The 18,865-nt window shown below is 33.3% G+C and carries 19 protein-coding genes and 2 pseudogenes; 6 read left to right on the top strand and 15 right to left on the bottom strand.

Annotated features, from left to right (window positions below; genetic code table 11):
• The 9 genes from ACQKN2_RS13610 to ACQKN2_RS13650 form a co-directional block, all read right to left on the bottom strand.
• Positions 1–204, bottom strand: a 204-nt coding sequence (locus tag ACQKN2_RS13610) for a DinB family protein (RefSeq protein ID WP_427415412.1), incomplete at its 3' end; no start/stop codon positions are given.
• A 422-nt stretch (positions 205–626) separates the two neighbouring features.
• Positions 627–1,787: an acyltransferase family protein gene (locus ACQKN2_RS13615; RefSeq protein WP_427415413.1), complete on the bottom strand. Its 1,161-nt coding sequence runs from the start codon at positions 1,785–1,787 to the stop codon at positions 627–629.
• A 342-nt stretch (positions 1,788–2,129) separates the two neighbouring features.
• Complete coding sequence (locus tag ACQKN2_RS13620) at positions 2,130–3,074, bottom strand: CPBP family intramembrane glutamic endopeptidase (protein ID WP_427415414.1); 945 nt, start codon at positions 3,072–3,074, stop codon at positions 2,130–2,132.
• A 584-nt stretch (positions 3,075–3,658) separates the two neighbouring features.
• On the bottom strand, positions 3,659–4,294 hold the full coding sequence (locus ACQKN2_RS13625) for a hypothetical protein (protein WP_283869432.1): 636 nt from the start codon (positions 4,292–4,294) through the stop codon (positions 3,659–3,661).
• 75 nt (positions 4,295–4,369) lie between these two features.
• Positions 4,370–4,876 carry a PadR family transcriptional regulator gene (locus tag ACQKN2_RS13630; protein WP_376070656.1) on the bottom strand — a complete coding sequence of 169 codons (507 nt, stop codon included), beginning with the start codon at positions 4,874–4,876 and terminating at the stop codon, positions 4,370–4,372.
• A 6-nt stretch (positions 4,877–4,882) separates the two neighbouring features.
• Positions 4,883–7,345 carry an ABC transporter permease gene (locus ACQKN2_RS13635; protein ID WP_427415415.1) on the bottom strand — a complete coding sequence of 821 codons (2,463 nt, stop codon included), beginning with the start codon at positions 7,343–7,345 and terminating at the stop codon, positions 4,883–4,885.
• Positions 7,314–8,033, bottom strand: a complete 720-nt coding sequence (locus tag ACQKN2_RS13640) for an ABC transporter ATP-binding protein (protein ID WP_427415416.1) — start codon at positions 8,031–8,033, stop codon at positions 7,314–7,316. Before ACQKN2_RS13640 ends, ACQKN2_RS13635 begins: the two co-directional genes overlap by 32 nt.
• Positions 8,034–8,237: 204 nt before the next feature.
• A complete protein-coding gene (locus tag ACQKN2_RS13645; protein ID WP_427415417.1) occupies positions 8,238–8,534 on the bottom strand; it encodes a hypothetical protein in 297 nt (98 codons plus the stop codon).
• A 358-nt stretch (positions 8,535–8,892) separates the two neighbouring features.
• Positions 8,893–9,135 (bottom strand): hypothetical protein, encoded by a 243-nt coding sequence (locus ACQKN2_RS13650; protein ID WP_427415418.1) that lies wholly within the window; start codon positions 9,133–9,135, stop codon positions 8,893–8,895.
• Positions 9,136–9,330: 195 nt separating this feature from the next.
• Here ACQKN2_RS13650 and ACQKN2_RS13655 point away from each other — a divergent pair, with 195 nt between their 5' ends.
• The gene (locus ACQKN2_RS13655) at positions 9,331–10,251 is read left to right on the top strand and encodes an MBL fold metallo-hydrolase (RefSeq protein WP_427415419.1); all 921 of its coding nucleotides are present in this window, start codon (positions 9,331–9,333) and stop codon (positions 10,249–10,251) included.
• Positions 10,252–10,490: 239 nt separating this feature from the next.
• Here ACQKN2_RS13655 and ACQKN2_RS13660 read toward each other — a convergent pair whose 3' ends face one another.
• Positions 10,491–10,712: a hypothetical protein gene (locus ACQKN2_RS13660; RefSeq protein ID WP_427415420.1), complete on the bottom strand. Its 222-nt coding sequence runs from the start codon at positions 10,710–10,712 to the stop codon at positions 10,491–10,493.
• Positions 10,713–11,154: 442 nt separating this feature from the next.
• Positions 11,155–12,978, bottom strand: coding sequence for a DNA ligase D (locus tag ACQKN2_RS13665; protein WP_427415421.1), 1,824 nt, complete (start codon positions 12,976–12,978; stop codon positions 11,155–11,157).
• Between the two features lie 104 nt (positions 12,979–13,082).
• On the opposite strand from ACQKN2_RS13665, the gene ACQKN2_RS13670 reads away from it, so the two are divergent.
• Positions 13,083–13,901, top strand: a complete 819-nt coding sequence (locus ACQKN2_RS13670) for a Ku protein (protein ID WP_427415422.1) — start codon at positions 13,083–13,085, stop codon at positions 13,899–13,901.
• Between the two features lie 545 nt (positions 13,902–14,446).
• Here the strand turns inward: ACQKN2_RS13670 and ACQKN2_RS13675 are convergent.
• Entirely contained in the window at positions 14,447–14,671 is a 225-nt protein-coding gene (locus ACQKN2_RS13675; protein ID WP_427415423.1) for a hypothetical protein, read from the bottom strand.
• A gap of 500 nt (positions 14,672–15,171) precedes the next feature.
• Positions 15,172–15,825 carry a hypothetical protein gene (locus ACQKN2_RS13680; RefSeq protein ID WP_427415424.1) on the bottom strand — a complete coding sequence of 218 codons (654 nt, stop codon included), beginning with the start codon at positions 15,823–15,825 and terminating at the stop codon, positions 15,172–15,174.
• A gap of 347 nt (positions 15,826–16,172) precedes the next feature.
• Here ACQKN2_RS13680 and ACQKN2_RS13685 point away from each other — a divergent pair, with 347 nt between their 5' ends.
• Entirely contained in the window at positions 16,173–16,337 is a 165-nt protein-coding gene (locus ACQKN2_RS13685) for a hypothetical protein (protein WP_427415425.1), read from the top strand.
• A 115-nt stretch (positions 16,338–16,452) separates the two neighbouring features.
• Here ACQKN2_RS13685 and ACQKN2_RS13690 read toward each other — a convergent pair.
• Positions 16,453–16,683: pseudogene (locus ACQKN2_RS13690) on the bottom strand (transposase); the annotation flags it as partial.
• 367 nt (positions 16,684–17,050) lie between these two features.
• Here ACQKN2_RS13690 and ACQKN2_RS13695 point away from each other — a divergent pair.
• From ACQKN2_RS13695 to ACQKN2_RS13705, 3 genes and pseudogenes are all read left to right on the top strand, one after another.
• Positions 17,051–17,806, top strand: a complete 756-nt coding sequence (locus ACQKN2_RS13695; protein ID WP_427415426.1) for a class I SAM-dependent methyltransferase — start codon at positions 17,051–17,053, stop codon at positions 17,804–17,806.
• Between the two features lie 68 nt (positions 17,807–17,874).
• On the top strand, positions 17,875–18,048 hold the full coding sequence (locus ACQKN2_RS13700; RefSeq protein ID WP_427415427.1) for a hypothetical protein: 174 nt from the start codon (positions 17,875–17,877) through the stop codon (positions 18,046–18,048).
• 25 nt (positions 18,049–18,073) lie between these two features.
• A pseudogene (locus ACQKN2_RS13705) lies at positions 18,074–18,277 on the top strand (serine hydrolase domain-containing protein); the annotation flags it as partial.
• A gap of 21 nt (positions 18,278–18,298) precedes the next feature.
• Here the strand turns inward: ACQKN2_RS13705 and ACQKN2_RS13710 are convergent.
• Positions 18,299–18,829 carry a dihydrofolate reductase family protein gene (locus ACQKN2_RS13710; RefSeq protein ID WP_427415428.1) on the bottom strand — a complete coding sequence of 177 codons (531 nt, stop codon included), beginning with the start codon at positions 18,827–18,829 and terminating at the stop codon, positions 18,299–18,301.
• Positions 18,830–18,865 lie beyond the last annotated feature (36 nt).

Consider the following 18,865-nt stretch of genomic DNA (forward strand, 5'->3'; position numbering starts at 1 on the left):
TTCACCAAGAAAGCGTAACAGAATTCTCTTTTCATAGAAAAGTAAATGACAAACTAATTCCCAAATGGAATGTGCCCCCTCAACTGGTTTCCAAATTGCCTGTTCCAAAGTAATATTCTCTAGTACTTTTTCAAGTGGTGGAAACCAGTCTTCTTTATCTAAGCAGCTTGCCCATTGTTGTAACAAAAGTGTCCTTACATCCATTTTCTATTCCCTCCAATCATATATAATCCCTTTGTTCAATATTCATTTGGGGCGTGTCGTTTTGGCATAACTAATAATTTCGAGATGAACCATCTGATTACCTCCCTTACTCCACAATCTGGCCCGATTGTTGAACAACAAGTTAAAAAACACTCTTCAACTAAACTGCCCCGTTAGCCATCCATGAAGTGCAAAAATCAGCACTTCACCACAGAAAATGAAAGAGGATTAAGTTCTTTCATGGGAGTTCAATAAGAAAAAAGAGCTGTCTAAAACAGCTCAATGTTCTTCAAGTAAAGCCTCCGTTAGTTGAACAAGAATCATTATTTTTATGACACATCAATATCCTACTAAGACAATAGCTAGCAATAATGCTGGCTTTTTCATTTTTCACATTTCATTTATATATATATTATTTCCTTTCACATCATTTTTTTGAGGTATGGAATCTTTCGCCATACAAAATGACTTAGCAAAAAACTTAGAATGATTCCTAAAAATGCCGTCATAAGAAATTTAGTCCAGACTGATATTGGTAGGTCACTCAATGTATATTGAAGGAAGACAACTACTGGGACATGGATGAAATAAACAACAAATACATTGTTTGATAACATCTTAGACCAACGATTAGTGCCGTTATTTTTTTCTCTAAATAAAATTAGAAGACCGATTACAAGCGAAATACACAGTAACGTCTCAATTAATGATCGAGTCAACGAACCAAAGTTTTGTCCACCCTTTAAAAGAAAAAGATCTACCGTATTCCCTCCAAAATACAAAATAGTTACTATTAATACTCCAATAATAAGCCAGATGTATCCTACTCTCGCACTCAAAGTTAAAAACCATTTGCGATGATAGGCCATAATGCCTAAACAAAAGAAACTCACATACTGCGGTACATGTGCAAATTCTGTTTGAATAAATCCTACGAAAGCTGTCCAATGATCAATAGGAAACCATATCCTTGTAATGAAAGTCACTAAACTAACGATCAACCACAAGGAGAGAATCTGATAAACCTTAATGTTTCCATCAAATTTTTTTGTGGATTTCTTGGATGTAAAGAAGGTCCAGACTGAAAACACAACCGCATACACAAGTAAATGCTCTAAAAACCATAAATGGCCAAATTGCATATCAGGCCATGATGGTCCAGACCAATTCGTGGGTTCACTACCAAGTCCCAAAAATATATTAACATAGTAAGAAAAAAATGAGATGGGTTCATAATCTCTGAAATTAATGTAATATAAATACATCAGAATAGGAATTATCACGAGAAATCCCAGTAGTAATGGAATCCCAATTCTAATAAGCCGTTCTTTTAAAAACCGTTTCGGCCCTTTTCTCGCGATTGATTGAGGGAGAAAATAGGCTGATAAAAAGAAAAACATACTCATAAAAAATGCTGCATTTACAGAGAAAAACCTGCCCAACCAGTTGATAGATTCATCATCCAAAAAATACCACCAACCACCTGGTCCATATGCTTGTCCAGCATGGTGAGCTACTACAAGCATAATTAAAGCTATTTTTATATTATCGATGAAATATAAATGATCACTCTCTTTTTTCACCTTTAAAACTCCTTTCCCATTAAAAGTTATACTTTAAATAATAGTAACGTATATTTCATCATAATTGGAAAAAGGTTACATTTGCGGTTAATAATCTCTTATTCTTGATCAATCATTTTTTTGCATTATCGGCCTTCTGTGATATTGATAATAAGTTAATTCCTTATTGAACTAACCTGCCCCGTTAGTTGAGTAAAGAAAAAAAGAGCTGTCTAAGCAACTCAATGATCTTCAACAAAAGCACCCCGTTAGTCACCCATGAAGCGCAAAAATAAGCACTTCACCACAGAAAATGAAAGATGATTAAGTTCTTTCATGGGAGTTGAACAAGAAAAGTAAAGTTTATTCAACAATTGCGTTCGTTTGTTTAAGATTTTCTTGATTACCTAATTCCACTTCAGGAGAAGATTGCTTATATCCCAATTTACCCTTTGTAAAAATCAGAATTATCAAAGCGAAAAGACCTAATCCTAGACAAACAGATAAATCAGATTCTTTCAAAGTAGGGTTAGTAAAATGAGGTTGTATAAAACTAAAAGTATTCAAACTAGCGTGAACCAACATAACAATAAACAAATTTCCTTGTTTGGAGTTGAACACCCAAGTTAAAATGATGGAAGCAGCTAGGCATAGCACAATAAAAATAGGTAAATCGTAATAAAGAAGAGAAATGTTTGAACCCGGACCACCTCTTTGTGCTGCGGTTAAAAAATGAGGTAAATGCCAAAACGCCCAAAGAATTCCGAGCAATAGCGTTGCTTTTAATGATCCAAACTTAGATTGCATTCGAGGTAAAGCAAAACCACGCCAACTGATTTCTTCTGGAAACGGGCCACCAAAGAAGAAGACTACAACAAGATAAATCGGGTATGTTGCGTAAAATTGCGTTGTAAGCCCTTTAGAAGTTGGAATCCCTCCGTTTAACATTACAAATCCCAAATATATCACAGTAGGAATGACGATAAGTGCAAAGAAGTACCATTTTAAACCTACTTTAAGTTTCCATATTCCTTTTGTAAAAACTCTCCAAGCTCCTTTTCCTTCGAGAGTCCGAATCATAATATATGTAGCTAACATAGGACCAACGAAAGCATTAAGTCCAAAGAAAACATCGAAAATTTTAGCTTTGGGGATGATATTCCATTGAGATAAGATAAATGGAATTAATACAATCCACGAAAATAAATATGCCATAACAAAGAATGAAGTTAATGGATGAGATTTTAAAATCTCTTTTAGATTTCTTGAGGTACTTTTTGATTCTGTTAAAGGTTTCAGTACAAACAACTCCCTCGATTATAAAAGACTTTGATAGGTATAATATTGGTTTTTTGATCAATAACACCTCGTAAACCCACATTTCAGGTTAAATGTCTCCCTCATACTAAGATATGTTTAAAATAGCATAGGTATTACCTCCTTGTTCAACAAAACTGCCCCGTTAATTCAATAAGAAAAAAAGAGCTGCATATGCAACTCAATGATCTTCAAGTAAAGCACCCGTTAGCCATCCATGTAGCGCAAAATCAACACTACACCACAGAAAATGAAAGATTTTTACGTTCTTTCATGGGAGTTTAATAAGAACAGCGACGCTTCTTCAACAATCGCGCCCGATTGTTTCTGTAAAGTCATCCGTTTCGAGCTTAATATCTTATCCGTAAATTTCTTTATAAAAGAGAAACGACGGCTATTTAAACCGTCGTCTGAGAAATGGGATATAAATTTAGTGCATGAAAAATGCTACTACCAGATAACGGTTTTTTTTATTGCTATCTGGTAGTATTTTTTGTTGTATGAAATACATAATTGAAATGATTATAGCTATCGCAACTTAAAGCCAAATGGTTTACTTTCTCAAATAAAAGTTTTTATTTTTTAGGAAACAATGTATAAGACCATGAGTAGATAAAATCAATGATAAAAACAATGCTCCAAATTGCTCCAATTCCAAAAGTAATCTCATTAGCATAGGGTGATTCCTTTGCTATCCCTTTTTCTATCCATGACAAATCAGTTAAATACATTTTCATCTCTGTAAGGTTTTCCGTTCCCATAATCCAAAAAAACGCTTGCACTGTAACAAAAATAACCAAATGTATATACGATGACTTACGATACTTCTTTGCAATATATTTAGGGTTATTATTTCTTTTAATAATTTTATAGTCTTTATCAGATAATAATTCAACACCACGAAACGTCCCAATTTTTCTACGCATCCAACGATCTAGCTTTATAAAATCAAATATACCAAATGTAAATGCATAAATAATAAATATAGTAATAACAATTTGAAATGTTGAAATCTCTCCTGTTTGCTGATACACATACAATCCGAGTAACCCTTCAAGTATTAACATAAATAAAAATAGAAAAATGAACATAATGCTAAGTGTAGGTTTATTAAAGAAATAACGAAATATACCAAATAGGAGTAGTACCCCTATAGATAATAACTCAATAAGTATAAACAATTCCCAACTATATTCAAGAATAACTCCCAATCAAACACCTCCTTTGTTGAGAAAAAACAGTATAAGATAATTACAGCAATATGAAAAGGAAACCTTTATATAGATTTATGAACGAATTCTATTTTCAATCTGACTTATCCAGTTTAAATCTGCCTCTAAATGTAAAAGTGTGCCATTGATTAATAAATATTTATGTTCTTCATTTTGAATAAGAAATTCCGTTTTTAATTTAGTCAATTCTATAACATCTTTCATTATCATTGCTTTTTGTTGTTCTAGCATAATTTTTTCTTGCTCAAAATGGATTTTTCGAGCACAGCTCCATTTAAAATGAAAGTCGTCCTTAGTAGAATGATAAGGTACAGGTTCTAATAACCATTTTTTTAATTCATTTTCTCCTGACTTTTCTAGCTTATATAGCTTTCTTTCTTGGTCATCTATCTCTGCAGATGACACGAGTTGATCACGAATGAGACGGTCAAGAGTAGTATAAATTTGACCAGGATTAATTTTTCCTTTGATACTTAGAAGAGACTCCAATTCTACTTTTAATTCGTATCCATGATTATCCTGTTGGTATAACAATGTTAATAGTCCATACTTTACTGACATAATTGATCAACCTTCTTTAATTGAAGATAAAATATTTATTTTACTAGCAGTCATACTGGATATCCAAGAGGCAAGAAAACTTAGTAATAGACCAGCAATCAATGCTACTCCAATATTAGCAAGAGGTATATTGAAAGGTATGAAATCTCCTAAAAGCTTGGATTGACTAGTAACGTAAAGTAAAATCACACCTAATACTACACCCCCGATGACTCCTACTAAACCTATGAGTAACCCCTCACCAACTACCATCTTTCTTACTTGTTGTCTAGTAAATCCAAGTGCTCGCATTGTTCCAATCTCAGATGTTCGTTCAAATGTATTCATCAAAAGAGTATTAGCTGTGCCAATACTAGCTAAGCCAATAATTAGGAATAGCATAATTAATATTATTTCGTTCATACCAGATAACGCAGAAGTAGTTGATTTAATTTCATCTTCAATAGTTTTAACTTTTGAAAGGTGTTCATTGAAATCTGTCCATAACTGATCTTGTAATTCCTCTCCGCTATATTTATCATTTAATGCTAGTAGCATATCAAAACTATTAGCCCAACCAAATTCATTATTTAAATGATCTTCACCCATAAAACCAACATATCCTGAATAATGTGAAGTATCTACAACATCAATGACTTCAAATTTTTGATTACCAGAAGGTGTATTTATGTGAATGTATTCCCCTACTTTACCACCCCATTCATCAAAAGCTCGCTTACCGAGCAGGATAGATGGTTTCTTTTGTAATTCCTCATATAACGATTCTTTTTCAATATCTTCAAATAATATAGGTCCCTTTTTACTTACGGCAAAAATAGAAAATTGTCTACTCTCATCATTCATTGTTTCCCATGTAATAGGTGTAGCTTCTGTTAGTGGAGTAACATTTGCTACAGAATCATAAGAAAATAGAGTTTCTATATCTTCACTAGACCAAGGGGCTTCCGATGTAACCCTTAGATCACCCCCAAATGTATTTCTAATATCACGTTCATACCCTTCAGGAGCAGTTTCTATAACAGAGCTTAACAATAAGATGACTGCTATTCCAATGGCAAGTATAGCAGAAGTATTGGCATTTCTATTTAATTGCTGTGTAAGGCTATGCGTAGCTAAAATTCCTGAATAGCCAAAAAACATTTTGAAAATTGGTTTAAAGATCTTACTTATTCCTATTAACAAGAATGGAAACAGCAAAATAATACTTGCTAAAATAGCTAAATAGGAAATAAAATGATCAATAAATATAAAGGAAAGTAAGCCAACTCCTACAATACCTCTAAATAGATATTGTCTTTTCGACGATAATGTTTGAGTCGCCTCTTTTAATGTCAAGAGCACCGAAGTTTTCCCAGCATTGTAAATAGGAAATAAGGAGAAGATAATAGGAAATACAATTCCTATTACAATGGCTGTTATTGTAGGCATTTTCCAATTCAAAGTGTACACCGTATCAAATTCAAATACACTAAGCAAAGTTTGCATAAACATATCGCCAAGCCAAATCCCAATTGGAACCCCAATAGCCGTACCAATTAATGATAAAATGATTACTTCAATGAATACAAGTTTAGAAATAGAGCTTTGCAAATAACCAAAACTTTTCATTATTGCAAATTCCTTTTTTCTTTCCATAACACTTGTATAAATCATATTAAAGACAATGAATCCACTAATAAGCATAGATAAAACAGCAATTAAGTAAAAAAATGTGTAGAGACCCCTAATATCGTTACTTTGTAGATCATCTGCGACAACTGGTTGGATATATATATTTGAATTAGTAAATTCATTCTGTAAATCTTGAAAAAGTTTTTCACCATCTTCATTTGTTTGAAATCGTACATATGAAAGCTCATTATCCATACCTGTCCATTCTCTTAACAAATCAAGGGGAGCCATAATTCTAAAACTAGTTGATTCAGCACTTTCCCAATCACTAGGACTCGCAAGCAACTGTGTATACCCGACTATTGCCGAAACCTTAGCCTCTCCTAAATTGCTAAACCGAATAGTATCTCCAACACTTTTATTTAATAAATTTGCAACAGGCTCGGTTATAATTAGCCCTTCATTATCTAACTCTCCTTTTATAACTGGTAGTTTTAGTAAAGAACTATTCTGATCATTCACACCCGTAATTCGTACAGAACGTTGATTTTCCGATTTATCATCAAGATCAAAGAATACATGTTTATCAAGTGCAAGCAACGAGTCAGTAATGATTGGATTGTCTAAATGAGAGGAAACAGCCTCTTCTGAAAAGGTATGTTCATCACTTAAAAACCAATAATCAGCATTTGCTACATACATTTGTTCATAATAATTAAAAACATCATTTGTTGTTTTATCAGCAATTAACATGGAAGTTATAAAGGAAATGCCAATAATGATCCCAAGTAATGAAAAGAAAAATCTTTTTTTGCTTTCTATTATATTACGCCATGAAATTCGCCAAATATTTAGCATAATCTTCATCCTTTCTAGAAATCACCTGATCGACAATTCCATCTTTAATAAGAATAATTCGATCTGCAAATCCAGCTGCGAAAATATCATGTGTAACCATGATTATTGTTTGATTGTAATCTCGATTAAACCTAGTCATTAACCCAAGAATGTCCTCGGCTGTATTTCTATCTAAATTACCTGTTGGCTCATCTGCCAATAATACGGCGGGGTTGCTAACTAGTGCTCTAGCTATAGCTACACGTTGCTGTTGCCCACCACTAAGCAAATTAGCCTTCTTCTGCCCAAGTCCCTTTAAACCGACGGAATTAAGTAATTGTAAAACTGGTTGCTTTTTATCTTTTGTTAAAGTTCCATCTGCATGAAGTGGGAAAGCTATATTTTCTTCCACATTTAGATTACTAAGTAATTGATAATTTTGAAAAACAAAGCCAATATTCTGTCTGCGAAATATTGTCCTTTTCTTTTCTGTCATCCTATTTAAATAATGTTGATTAATTATAATGTCCCCTTCTGTAGGTATATCAAGACCACCTAATAATTGAAGTAAAGTACTTTTTCCAGAGCCACTTGGACCCATAATAGCTACAAATTCACCTTTTTGAATTTGTAAACTAACATTTTTTAATACTTTAATTCTCTCTTGTCCTTGTAAAAATTCCTTTTTAAGATTTTCAACCTGAATCACTTTATCAAATCCCCCTAATATCTTTTATATTATTATATACTAAGTATATAATGATTCAAGATTTTATATTACATAGGTTCTTAAAAAGTCTTGTTTTGCAATAAAAAAAATATTTTATAGATATATACTAAGTACTCATAGAGCGGGATAAGAAAAAAGATATCTATAAATTCAGACATCTTCTACTCGACTACAATATGGTTCTTATTTAATCATATTTATGCCTTTAAAATAATGAACCTCATTGGGACCAGAGCCATCTTCGTATTTCCAACCGAAATCGTAAGAAGAGCTGGTCGTGATTATGTTTCGTTCGTTAAAATAGTAATTTATGGTGCGTTCTTTCATTGTTAAAGGTTCTGCACCTTCCACATTATAAAAAATGTATGCACAATTTGTAGCATTTTCAGAAAAATAATAATTCTTTACTTTTGAAATTTCGTCTGAATTACTACAACCGAATAAGGAAAGCGTAAAAGCTAAAATAAAGAGTTTTTTCATAGGATTGGTTTCCTCTCAAAATATGTCATATGATGTAGTATAATAATTTACCAATGTTAAACGAATACGACAGATTAACCAATTATATTGACCGAAAAAGCCTTAAACATATAGTAAATGGCTATAAAAAAAGAAATTAGAAAAACAATATCAAAAATGAAGTTGTTTTTCTATTAAATCTTCTATTGAATCTATAAAAAGTTTAAAAGATAAAAAATGTAAAATATATGTACAATAATTATTTTACAGCGTCTTTTTTGACAAGGATTAGCGTACTTTCACTGATTGTAGTTATTTCTTCTACTTGTGTATATGATTTATTTTCTAACAACTTAAAGCATAGTCGGCCTTAGAGGCTCTATCCTTTAAAGTCAGGGCTACACGAATCATATTTCCGATGTAACGATTTTCTTTCGTACAACCGTAGTACTGAACGATTGATTTTAAAATCTGTATATACTCCGTTCATCTTTTTAGCATAAAGGGTAACATCCGCTTTATCAGACTTTGCAATTTCATCATATTCATTTATCATTGCTTTAGTTTTTGTTAAAACAGCAAAAAGAGAAATGGCAATATTTAATATAAGAACTTTTTTCATAAGAAAACACCTCATATTTAGTGTCCTCTATATTTGACTGCTTATTAAACTAAACTGCTCCGTTAGTTGAATAGCAACAATCCTTTCGAAAACAGCCTAATTAAAAAACAGAACAACTTTGTTAGAATCTGGAGGGATTATTTTAATCATCATCGAATAAAGAAAATATAGTTAAATAAATAAGAGGTGAGCTAAATGAACGATGCGTTTTATAGTAAACACTTTAAGTTAGAGAAAATTAGTAATAATAGCTTTGCAGCAATAGCCAAAGAAAGTGGCGGGGCTGTCGCCAATGCAGGTTTTGTGGATTTAGGTGATCAAGTTATCGTTTTTGATACATTTAACACTCAACAAGCATCTGAAGACTTAAAGCTCTTAGCGGAAAAAATAACAAACCGAGCCGTTTCATGGGTAATTAACAGTCATTGGCATGGCGACCATATTCGAGGCAACCAAACATTTAAAGATACTACTATTATTTCAAGCCAGATTACATACTCAAAAATAAGAGACAATCACCCCGCAAGATTCAGTAAGCAAAAAAATGATATTCAAGGTTTAAAGGACTATATCCAGTCCTTAAAAAACCAGCTAAATCAAGCCAACGATCCCTCAATACAATACCAAATAGATACTCTAAATGAATTAAAAGATTCTTTACCAACTTTGGAATTAGTAGTGCCTAACCAAACTTTTAACAATGAAATAACCTTTCAGGGAACGAAATGCAGTGCAAAGCTTTTCACGCTTGGAGGTGGCCATTCATTTTGTGATGCCATGCTTTATATTCCTGATGAGAAAGTAATATTTATGGGTGATTTATTATTTGTGAATTGTCATCCAACGTTTTTTGAAGAATCTGCCCCTGTGAAATGGAGCGATATTTTAAAAGTAGTTGAACGACTAGAAATTGAAGTAGCAGTACCCGGACACGGTCCAACGGGAACAAAAGAAGATATCTCAAAAATAATCAATTATATTTCTGAAATAACTTCCATTGCAGAAACGAGCAACAAAGATGAGGAAATAGAAATTCCTGAAATTTTTAAAGAGTGGCATTCACCGGAGATTTATCAGCAAAATATAAAACGTCTAAGAGAATTGACAAATCCTTAACTTTTAAGCAGTTGTTGTGAAAATGAGATTGATCTAATATAAGTTAAAGAGAGGACATGGCAATCTGGCCCTCTCTTTCATTCAATTAATTCCGATGTTTTAAGTTACCTCTATCGGTTGAGTTCTTTTGAGTTGTTCCTAAAATCCCTTATTTGTTAACACCGTATCCTGATAAATCATGAAATACCCATTAAAGATGAACTGGCAAATCTACTTGCTGTAATCGTACCTAAGCGTTATTACCACTTTTCATTATTCTTATGAATTTTTCTATAAACGAAATCTGCATTATTAATTCCTGTCCAATTACTAATAAAATTAATAATCACCATAAAAATTCCAAATAAAACAAACGCCATAATATAATGACCTAAAAATAATAAAACAAAAGCCATAACCAATATTAATATTATTAAAACTATTACCGTGACTTGTAATTTCCCCTTCTTCTTATCATTCATATGTTCAACCTCCTATCAAATCGCCAATATTTTTCCGTATCTTTTAATATGTTTCCAATGGTTTATTTTACCATATTTCTAATATTTAAAATAACATCCAGTATAAACCTTATTAGATTAAACTACTCCGTTCGTTGAGTAAGACAAGATAAAACAACAATCGTTACGAACAGAATCATAAAAAATAGAACAAACATATTTTTTATAAATAATATGTTTGTTCTATTTATTTACATACGTTTGAAGGTTGTCACCCAAATTGCTCCTATCTGCCTGTTCATACTTAGGAGAATCCCTGAAAAGATGGATAGGACGTCCAAAATCGTGGATAGAATACCTAAAAGGATGGATAGAACGTCCAAAATCGTGGATAGAATACCTAAAAGGATGGATAGAACGTCCAAAGTCGTGGATAGAATGTTCAAAATCGTGGATAAGCACATCATTGCTCCTTTAACCGTACTAAAGCTGTTTGAAAATCCTGGCTCTCCCCTACTTGACGGAAATTTTTAAATGGGTTGCTCACTTTTTTCATTCGCTCCAGTACAGCGGGAATCGTAAATTGATCTGGTGTTAAATGCTCATTAACTTCCTCCCAGTGTAATGGTGTTGCCACTAAGCCCTTCTCATTGCCACGAGTTGAATACGGCGCAATAATCGTCTTGCCTTCTGCATGCTGCACATAATCTAAATATAATTTTTGATGTCTATTCTTCTTTAAACGTTCGATTGTATACAATTCTGGTTTTTGCTCACATAAAAAACGACAGATAAATTCCGTAAATACGCGCACTTCGTCATAAGTAAATGCATTTTCAGGTAACGGTATATATAGCTGTAATCCTTTGCCTCCTGATGTTTTCACAAAAGATTGGAGCTTAAAATAATCAATAATTCCCTTTAAATCTAGTGCCCCAGTAACGGCAAGCGAAAATTGATCGACAGAAGGAGGATCTAGATCAAAGACAATTTCAGTAGGATGCTCTGTTTGTAAAGTTTGAAATGGAATATGTAGCTCAAGCGCAAGCTGATTGCCTAGCCACAATAGTGTTTCAAGATTGTTGCAGACAAGATAATGAATATCGTCCATCCATCCTGTTGAAGCAAATGCAGGTATTTTCTCGGGACTACTTTTTTGATAAAAGCTTTCCCCCGGCACCCCATGAGGAAATCGAATTAACGTAAGTGGTCGATCTCGCAAAAAAGGTAGCAAATACGGAGAAATCATTTGCAAATAATGCAAATAACCATCCTTCGTAATACCGGCTTCAGGCCAAACAGGCTTATCAGGATGCGTAATCTGAACAGTATCTGGAATAGGAAAGAGTTGACGCTGCATATGCTGCCAATGACAATCCTCTGGCAACATCTCCAGTCGAAATGCATGAAAACGCGGTTCTCGACATTTGCTGCCATCGAAATCAATACATGCTATATCAACACAAATGGATGGCTCCAACTCCCATGTTTCATTATTCCTCTGCCCATTTGCTTGAAAAAAAGCAATAAGTGTTTTACGTTCTTCCTCTGACATTCCATGTTTAAAACTAACAACTTCAACTAGCTTCTCCTGTTGATATATACTGCCATGAAAATAACCATTGCCATGATCATATTTCGTAACCATGACCGTTACATAGATCCAATTTTTTATTTTTAACCAATGTGTCGAGCGTGTATCTCCAATCCATTTACTCGTTTTCCTCTTCGCTATCATGCCCTCTCCGTTGTAAACCTTAATAGCTTGCCAAAGAGATTCACTATGCTCCACACTGCTAATCGCTTGTAAAGGACATTGATCCTCATAATTGACAGTCACCGGGAGATTTAAAGTCGTAAAAAGCTTAGAAAGTTGCTGTTTGCGTGTTTTCAAATACTTACTTGCCAAGGACTCCCCTTTATAGGTTAATAAATCAAAAGCAATATAATGACAAGGAAAAGCTTTTGCATGCGTAGCAATAACATCTTTGTTTTGCATCCTCCCTCTTTGTTGAACAAGCGAAAATTCACTGTTATAGTTATTCTTTAAATACACTAATTCACCATCAAATGTTAACGGTAAATACTTTTTAACTTTATTAAATATACTCCTACAAAAGTCAAGGATCTCCGGAAACAAATGATTTAAGTTATTGCCATTTCTACTTACTAACATTGGCTGTTCGTCCCACACTAACATACATCTAAATCCATCATATTTTGTTTCGTACATCCATTCCTCACCAATAGGCGTTTCAAGCACTTCCATTAAAAGCATTGGTTTCATATGAATACCTACTTTTCTTTTTACGTTCAGTTTTTGACGATTTCACTTTAAGATACATAAAAATAAGCAAAATATATCATAGTAAGAAAAACGAGGTGATACAAATGCATACAGTTTGGAAAGGCAGTATTTCATTTGGTCTTGTCAATATACCGGTAAAACTTCATGCCGCTACTGAAAATAAAGACATTAAATTACGACAGCTCCATAAAGAATGTCATACCCCTATTAGCTATACAAAGGTTTGTGAAGGCTGTAACCAAGAAGTAAAAGATGAGGATATTGTAAAGGCGTATGAATATGCCAAAAATAAGTTTGTCGTATTAGATCAAGAAGAATTAGAGAGCTTGCGGAAGGAGAATGAAGATAAGGCCGTTGAAATCATTGATTTTGTGAAATTAACTGAAATCGACCCTATTTATTTTGAACGCACTTATTTTTTATCCCCTGATTCGACTGGCGGAAAGGCTTATTCCCTACTACGTCAAACATTAGAGCAATCCGGAAAAATAGGCGTTGCTAAAATCATTATCCGTTCAAAAGAACAATTAGCGATCGTCCGTGTTTATCAAAACGCTTTAGTGATGGAAACAATTCATTACCCAGATGAAGTAAGAAGTGTTGGTGATGTTCCCAATGTTCCAAGTGAACAAAATATTGTTCCAAAAGAGCTTGAAACCGCATTGATGCTCGTCGATCAATTAACAACCGAATTTAATCCTGAAAAATATACGGACGATTACCGCAATTCATTAATGGAGCTTATAGAAGAGAAAAAAGCTACGAGTACAATTTCAGCTAACGATAAACGCCCAGTCCCTGATAATGTCACGGACTTAATGACAGCTCTTCAAGCTTCCTTAGAGAAAACGAAAAAACCCGCAACGAGAAAACGAGCAACGAAAACGAAGAAAAATGCTTAAAATACACATATAAGAAGCGTATCCTTTATTTATTGGATATGCTTAATAACGAATCTCCCTTTTACTTGTTACAACTAATAGCTTGTCTCTATACATGCCATATCTTTGATAAAAATTAGGTTTGCTGATCTCCTCAAAATAACGATTCCATTTAAACATTTTAATTACTTATTTTTATTTTCTTGGTTTTCTTTTTGTAATAATAATAATAATTGAACCGCATTCGTGTTATTATTCACAGCTTCTGCAAGCAATCCTAGTGATTTATCGAACTTCAAAAGATCAGTAAAAAAGCGACAAATGGAAATCCTGTATTGCTAATCAAACCAATTAAGAATTCATATTCTCCGATCGAAGCCCCCCTTTCTTTATAAAGGGAAATTCATGGACTTTTTATCAACCTTTAAAAAAATATCATTATGGTTGTCAAATTATCATTGTTTTTCCCTTTATAAAGTATTGAATGAATTTCAAAACTCATTTTAACGAATGGTGGATAATTCGAATGGAAACTCAAAAAAATCAAAAGGATTTAAATGAAATTCTCAAATTAATGGTACGAATATGTTGTTTGTGTTGAATAAGTAATATTGTTGCCACTCCAACCTACATACTCCACCAATTCTGTAGTTGTTAGAATATGAATACCCCTTACGCTTCGCACAATCGTCTAAAACGGATTGTAACTGTTTGCAGTTCGGTTTTTTTAACATTGCAACAAATCCAGTTACCGTAAGACCGTAGCCAGAAATGTCCAAAACCTTTGCCATTTTTGGTGCTACATATTTGGAGTACCAATACCTACCGAAGCAATTTCTACTCCTAAATCAGATATACTGACTTTATTGTTTTTTTGTGCGCGGCAGCGAGGAAACTTTGTACCGAACCTCTGTTTCTCGTTTTACAATTTTTGATGACATTATAATATCCTCCTATCCTCCTGTTATATGAATTTGTTAGAGTTGAACAACCTAACACTCTATAAAGGGGACTTTCAATTCGATTTAACAACTTTTTTTTAAAAAAGTCTTATTCATGTTCATACATTTTGACTTTACATAACATTAGAAGTAGGCAGTAACGATGAAGGGCCAACCCTTGTCATTACTGCCTTTTCATTTAAATTACAAGTTATTGCATATGCAGCATTTTATACAACGTTGGTTTGACAGCGTTTGAAGGCTGTTTTACTACCTAAATTGTGTATAAAATATTGCATACTATGATACTTGTTCAACTTTGTTTACAGTCTGAGACTGTGAACAAAGTTTTACCATTTAGAAACTGCTGTTCCAACATAAATGGCTTTTGCTTTTTTATCAAACGAAGATTTATTTGCCCAAATTTCAGTTTTCACATGTAATCCTTGAGAAGAATACCAAGTTGTAACCTTTAGATACTGTCCTACAACTGCTGGTGGGAAATCTTCAATTACACCAACACTAGTAAGACCATAATAAGTTATGAATCCCAAATATGCTTTGCCTAAAACGAATCCAATTTTACTTTTTTTGAAGTAATACTCAATTGCGGCACCTAAACCTACAACTACAAAATATTCAGCTCCAGCCTCTAATTTACTAACTTCATGATATGTTACTTCTTTTTTATCAGGATAATTAAATACTGACTTAAGATGTTTGCTTTCCGTGTACCTTCCTAAAAGTTTAGCAACAACATTTTGAGTTCCAATAGCATTAACTTTTGGCTTAGGAAGAGTAATAGTATGAGTACCAACAGTATTAGCTACTGTTGTAAAACTACTATCACTTAATCGATAATTACTTGGCCATTCGTAGCCAATAGATATGCCTGTTTTTCCTGCATCTTTTACCTTTACTTTATAAGTTACTTTAATTGTTCCATTAGTGTTTTTTGTAACACCTGTTACTGCAACATTTGCATCAATGACAGCACTAGCCATAAATAAAACACTCCTTTTTATAGTTTTTGATGTACATCTGTTATACAAAGTGGATGTATTAACATTAAAATCAACCATTCCATTAAATTAATTATTTTAAGAACGAAAAACCGATAGCTAATAGACTTTTTTTGCTATTTTTTGAACTAAAAGTTGAAAGGGACAGCATAAAGCTGTCCCTTTTTGATACCATATTAAATAAGAGAAAGAGCAGGAGGAAAAGCGCATCTTAAATTAGTTATAGGCTTTGGTAGAGCCAACTTTAGGTCTCGCAACAGATCGATATTACTTAAACTATAAGAGGCAAGCTCAAAATGAGGTAGAATTTTAAATTTGGAGGGACCTGTATGAAGAAAAAAATAAGACTTGGTTTGTTTGCAATTGGTATAGTAATGATGTTAAAAGGTATGACTTATTTAATGGGGTATTCAACAAATGAATTTTTAAAGTATCCTTTGTATTTAGGAATGTTATTAATAGTTATATTTTTCCCTATCCATAAAAAATATTAAAAAGAAAGTAAGCTCTCAACCTTTTCGACGAGAGCTTTACTTATTAGCAATATAAACAAGCATAAGTGGTTTCAGGATTTGAAGTGACCCCTAAAAGTTAGACACGGTTATTTCATTAGGCAGCGGCTAGGGCATGGGTTCGATATTGTATCGGACTCATGCCTTTTAATTTTGCCTTAATCCTTTTTGTATTGTAATACATTATATACTTTTCTAATTCAGTTTTAAAATGGTCTACACTTTCAAATTTTTTGAAGTATAAAAACTCATTAATCCCGAAGAAATTCTCCATTACAGAGTTGTCGTAACAGTTTCCTTTACGAGACATGCTTTGGAGAATACCTCTATTTAATGCCCAAAGTGCGGCAATTTTTCAGCGTAAGGCTCCTAGAGATCGTTTAACCCAACTAAGTGCAGTTCGATTACTATTCCTTCGAGTTACCATGCCATTAGGGATATTGTTTGCTTCCTCATCATTTTTTGATTTAAGTACGCGTCAAATATTTGCGATTGTTGGTATGGTAATTGTATTACCTGGATTATTTCACTTCTTTGATTCATTTTCCCAATCTCATAATAATTTACTTACAAATAAAAAACAAAAAACAAGTTAACGAAAAAGCGATTTCCGCTATCAGTCTAATTTGTAAGAATATTGTATTTATTATACAATATTCTTACAAATTAAGATAAAGTTGAAGGAGCTAAATTGTATGTATCAAAATGAGTTTAGTGGAAATCTAGAGAAATATAATAACCCTATTGAATATGATGCACTCTATGAAAATAATAAAGTAGATTTACAATACATTGAAAATCACTTAAAAACAAAGAACGATACGATTATTGAATTAGCTTGTGGGACAGGTCGATTAGCTATTCCCCTTGCCAAGCAAGGATTTGAGGTTTATGCAATTGATATTCACGAAGGGATGATTCAACAAGGCATTGAAAAAGCGAAGAAGGAGAATGTTGATATACATTTTACTGTGCAAGACTGCACACAGCTTCATTTACCAATCACATCAAATTTTATTTATATGACAGGTAATTCATTTCAACATTTTTTAAGTAATGAAAGTCAAAATGCTTTATTCCAATCCGTTAAACAACACCTACATCCTGAAGGAGAATTTGTATTCGATACACGAAACCCTATTCTAAGTGAGCTATCTATTGTAGATGAATACGAGGAAAGCTTGGTAACTAGCAAAGGAGAAAAACTAACCATTCAACACCATGAAGAATATGACCCTATCACACAGATTTTAACTGGTCGTTCTATCAATACGCTAGAACATTCAACTTTCGAAGATTCAATTCGAATTCGCTATACATATCCAATGGAATTGAAGAGGCTATTAGAACAAAATGGATTCGACTTGTTACACCTATATGGATCATGGAACAAAAGTGAGTTTACAAAAGATAGTATTTGTATGATTGTACATGCACAATTAAAAAAATAAAAACTCATTTCACAAACACCAGTTCCCCTCCCTCTGTTATAATGAAGAAAAAAACTAGGAGCTAATAGATGATAAACATTCATGACCGCATGGAGCATTACCGTATAACAGGTTTAAGGATTGTAGCTATCGAAAAGGGAAATATCAGTAAGAAGGATCATTTTGGTGTTCTAGAAGCAGGTACCGATAAAAAATTAATGAGCACTCCATTTTTAACGCTTGCTCAATCAGTAAGTTTCTAACAAGCACTTTAGTGATGAAATTCGTAGAACATGGACAGGTCTCGGTGTATTTCTAGATGGCACGGACGACAAACTCGAGTTTTCCTCTCTTGGCTGGGGTGTCGGGTTTCAATGTATGCTAGTCGCCTATCCATACCTTGAACAAGGGATAGTTATGATGACGAATACTGATACAGGCATGCATCAAATGAAGGGAATCATGGGTGAAATCTATCATTCGCTTTACTAATTACGGAAAAAGAGGCTGTTATCAAGCCTCTTTCTTCACCTTATAATGCATTTGCACCATTTGCCCATAGCGTTGTGTACTTACTAACTCCAGGTCTTGAAATGGATTAGTATCCTTAAACAATGGAATTCCAGAACCTAATAGGTGCGGTGTAACCGTAATAATTATTTCATCTATCAACTGTTCCTTTATAAAGGGATCGAGAATTCCCGCTCCACCTACCATCCAAATTTTAGAGCCTTCCTGTTCCCTTAATTTTTTTGTAAACGTTACAACATCTTCATTCACAAACTCAGCATGTTCGTTTTGTCCACTTAATGACGTTGTGAATACATAACATTTCTTATCGAGATATGGGAAAGACTCAATATGGTCTACAACGTAATCATACGTTCTTTTGCCCATAATAATAGTATCAATGGATTGATACATATCCGAATAGCCTGCATCCCCTTCGCTCTCTGCTTCTTCTAGCCATTGTAAATCATCATTTTCTTTCGCAATATAACCATCCAAACTAGTCGCTATAAATAAAATGATTTCTCGTGCCATAACATCGTCTCCTTTAAACTTTTGTAAAACTCCTGA

It is taken from the genome of Lysinibacillus sp. NPDC093688 (assembly GCF_050280145.1).
GTDB classification, from domain to species: Bacteria; Bacillota; Bacilli; order Bacillales_A; family Planococcaceae; genus Lysinibacillus; species Lysinibacillus xylanilyticus_B.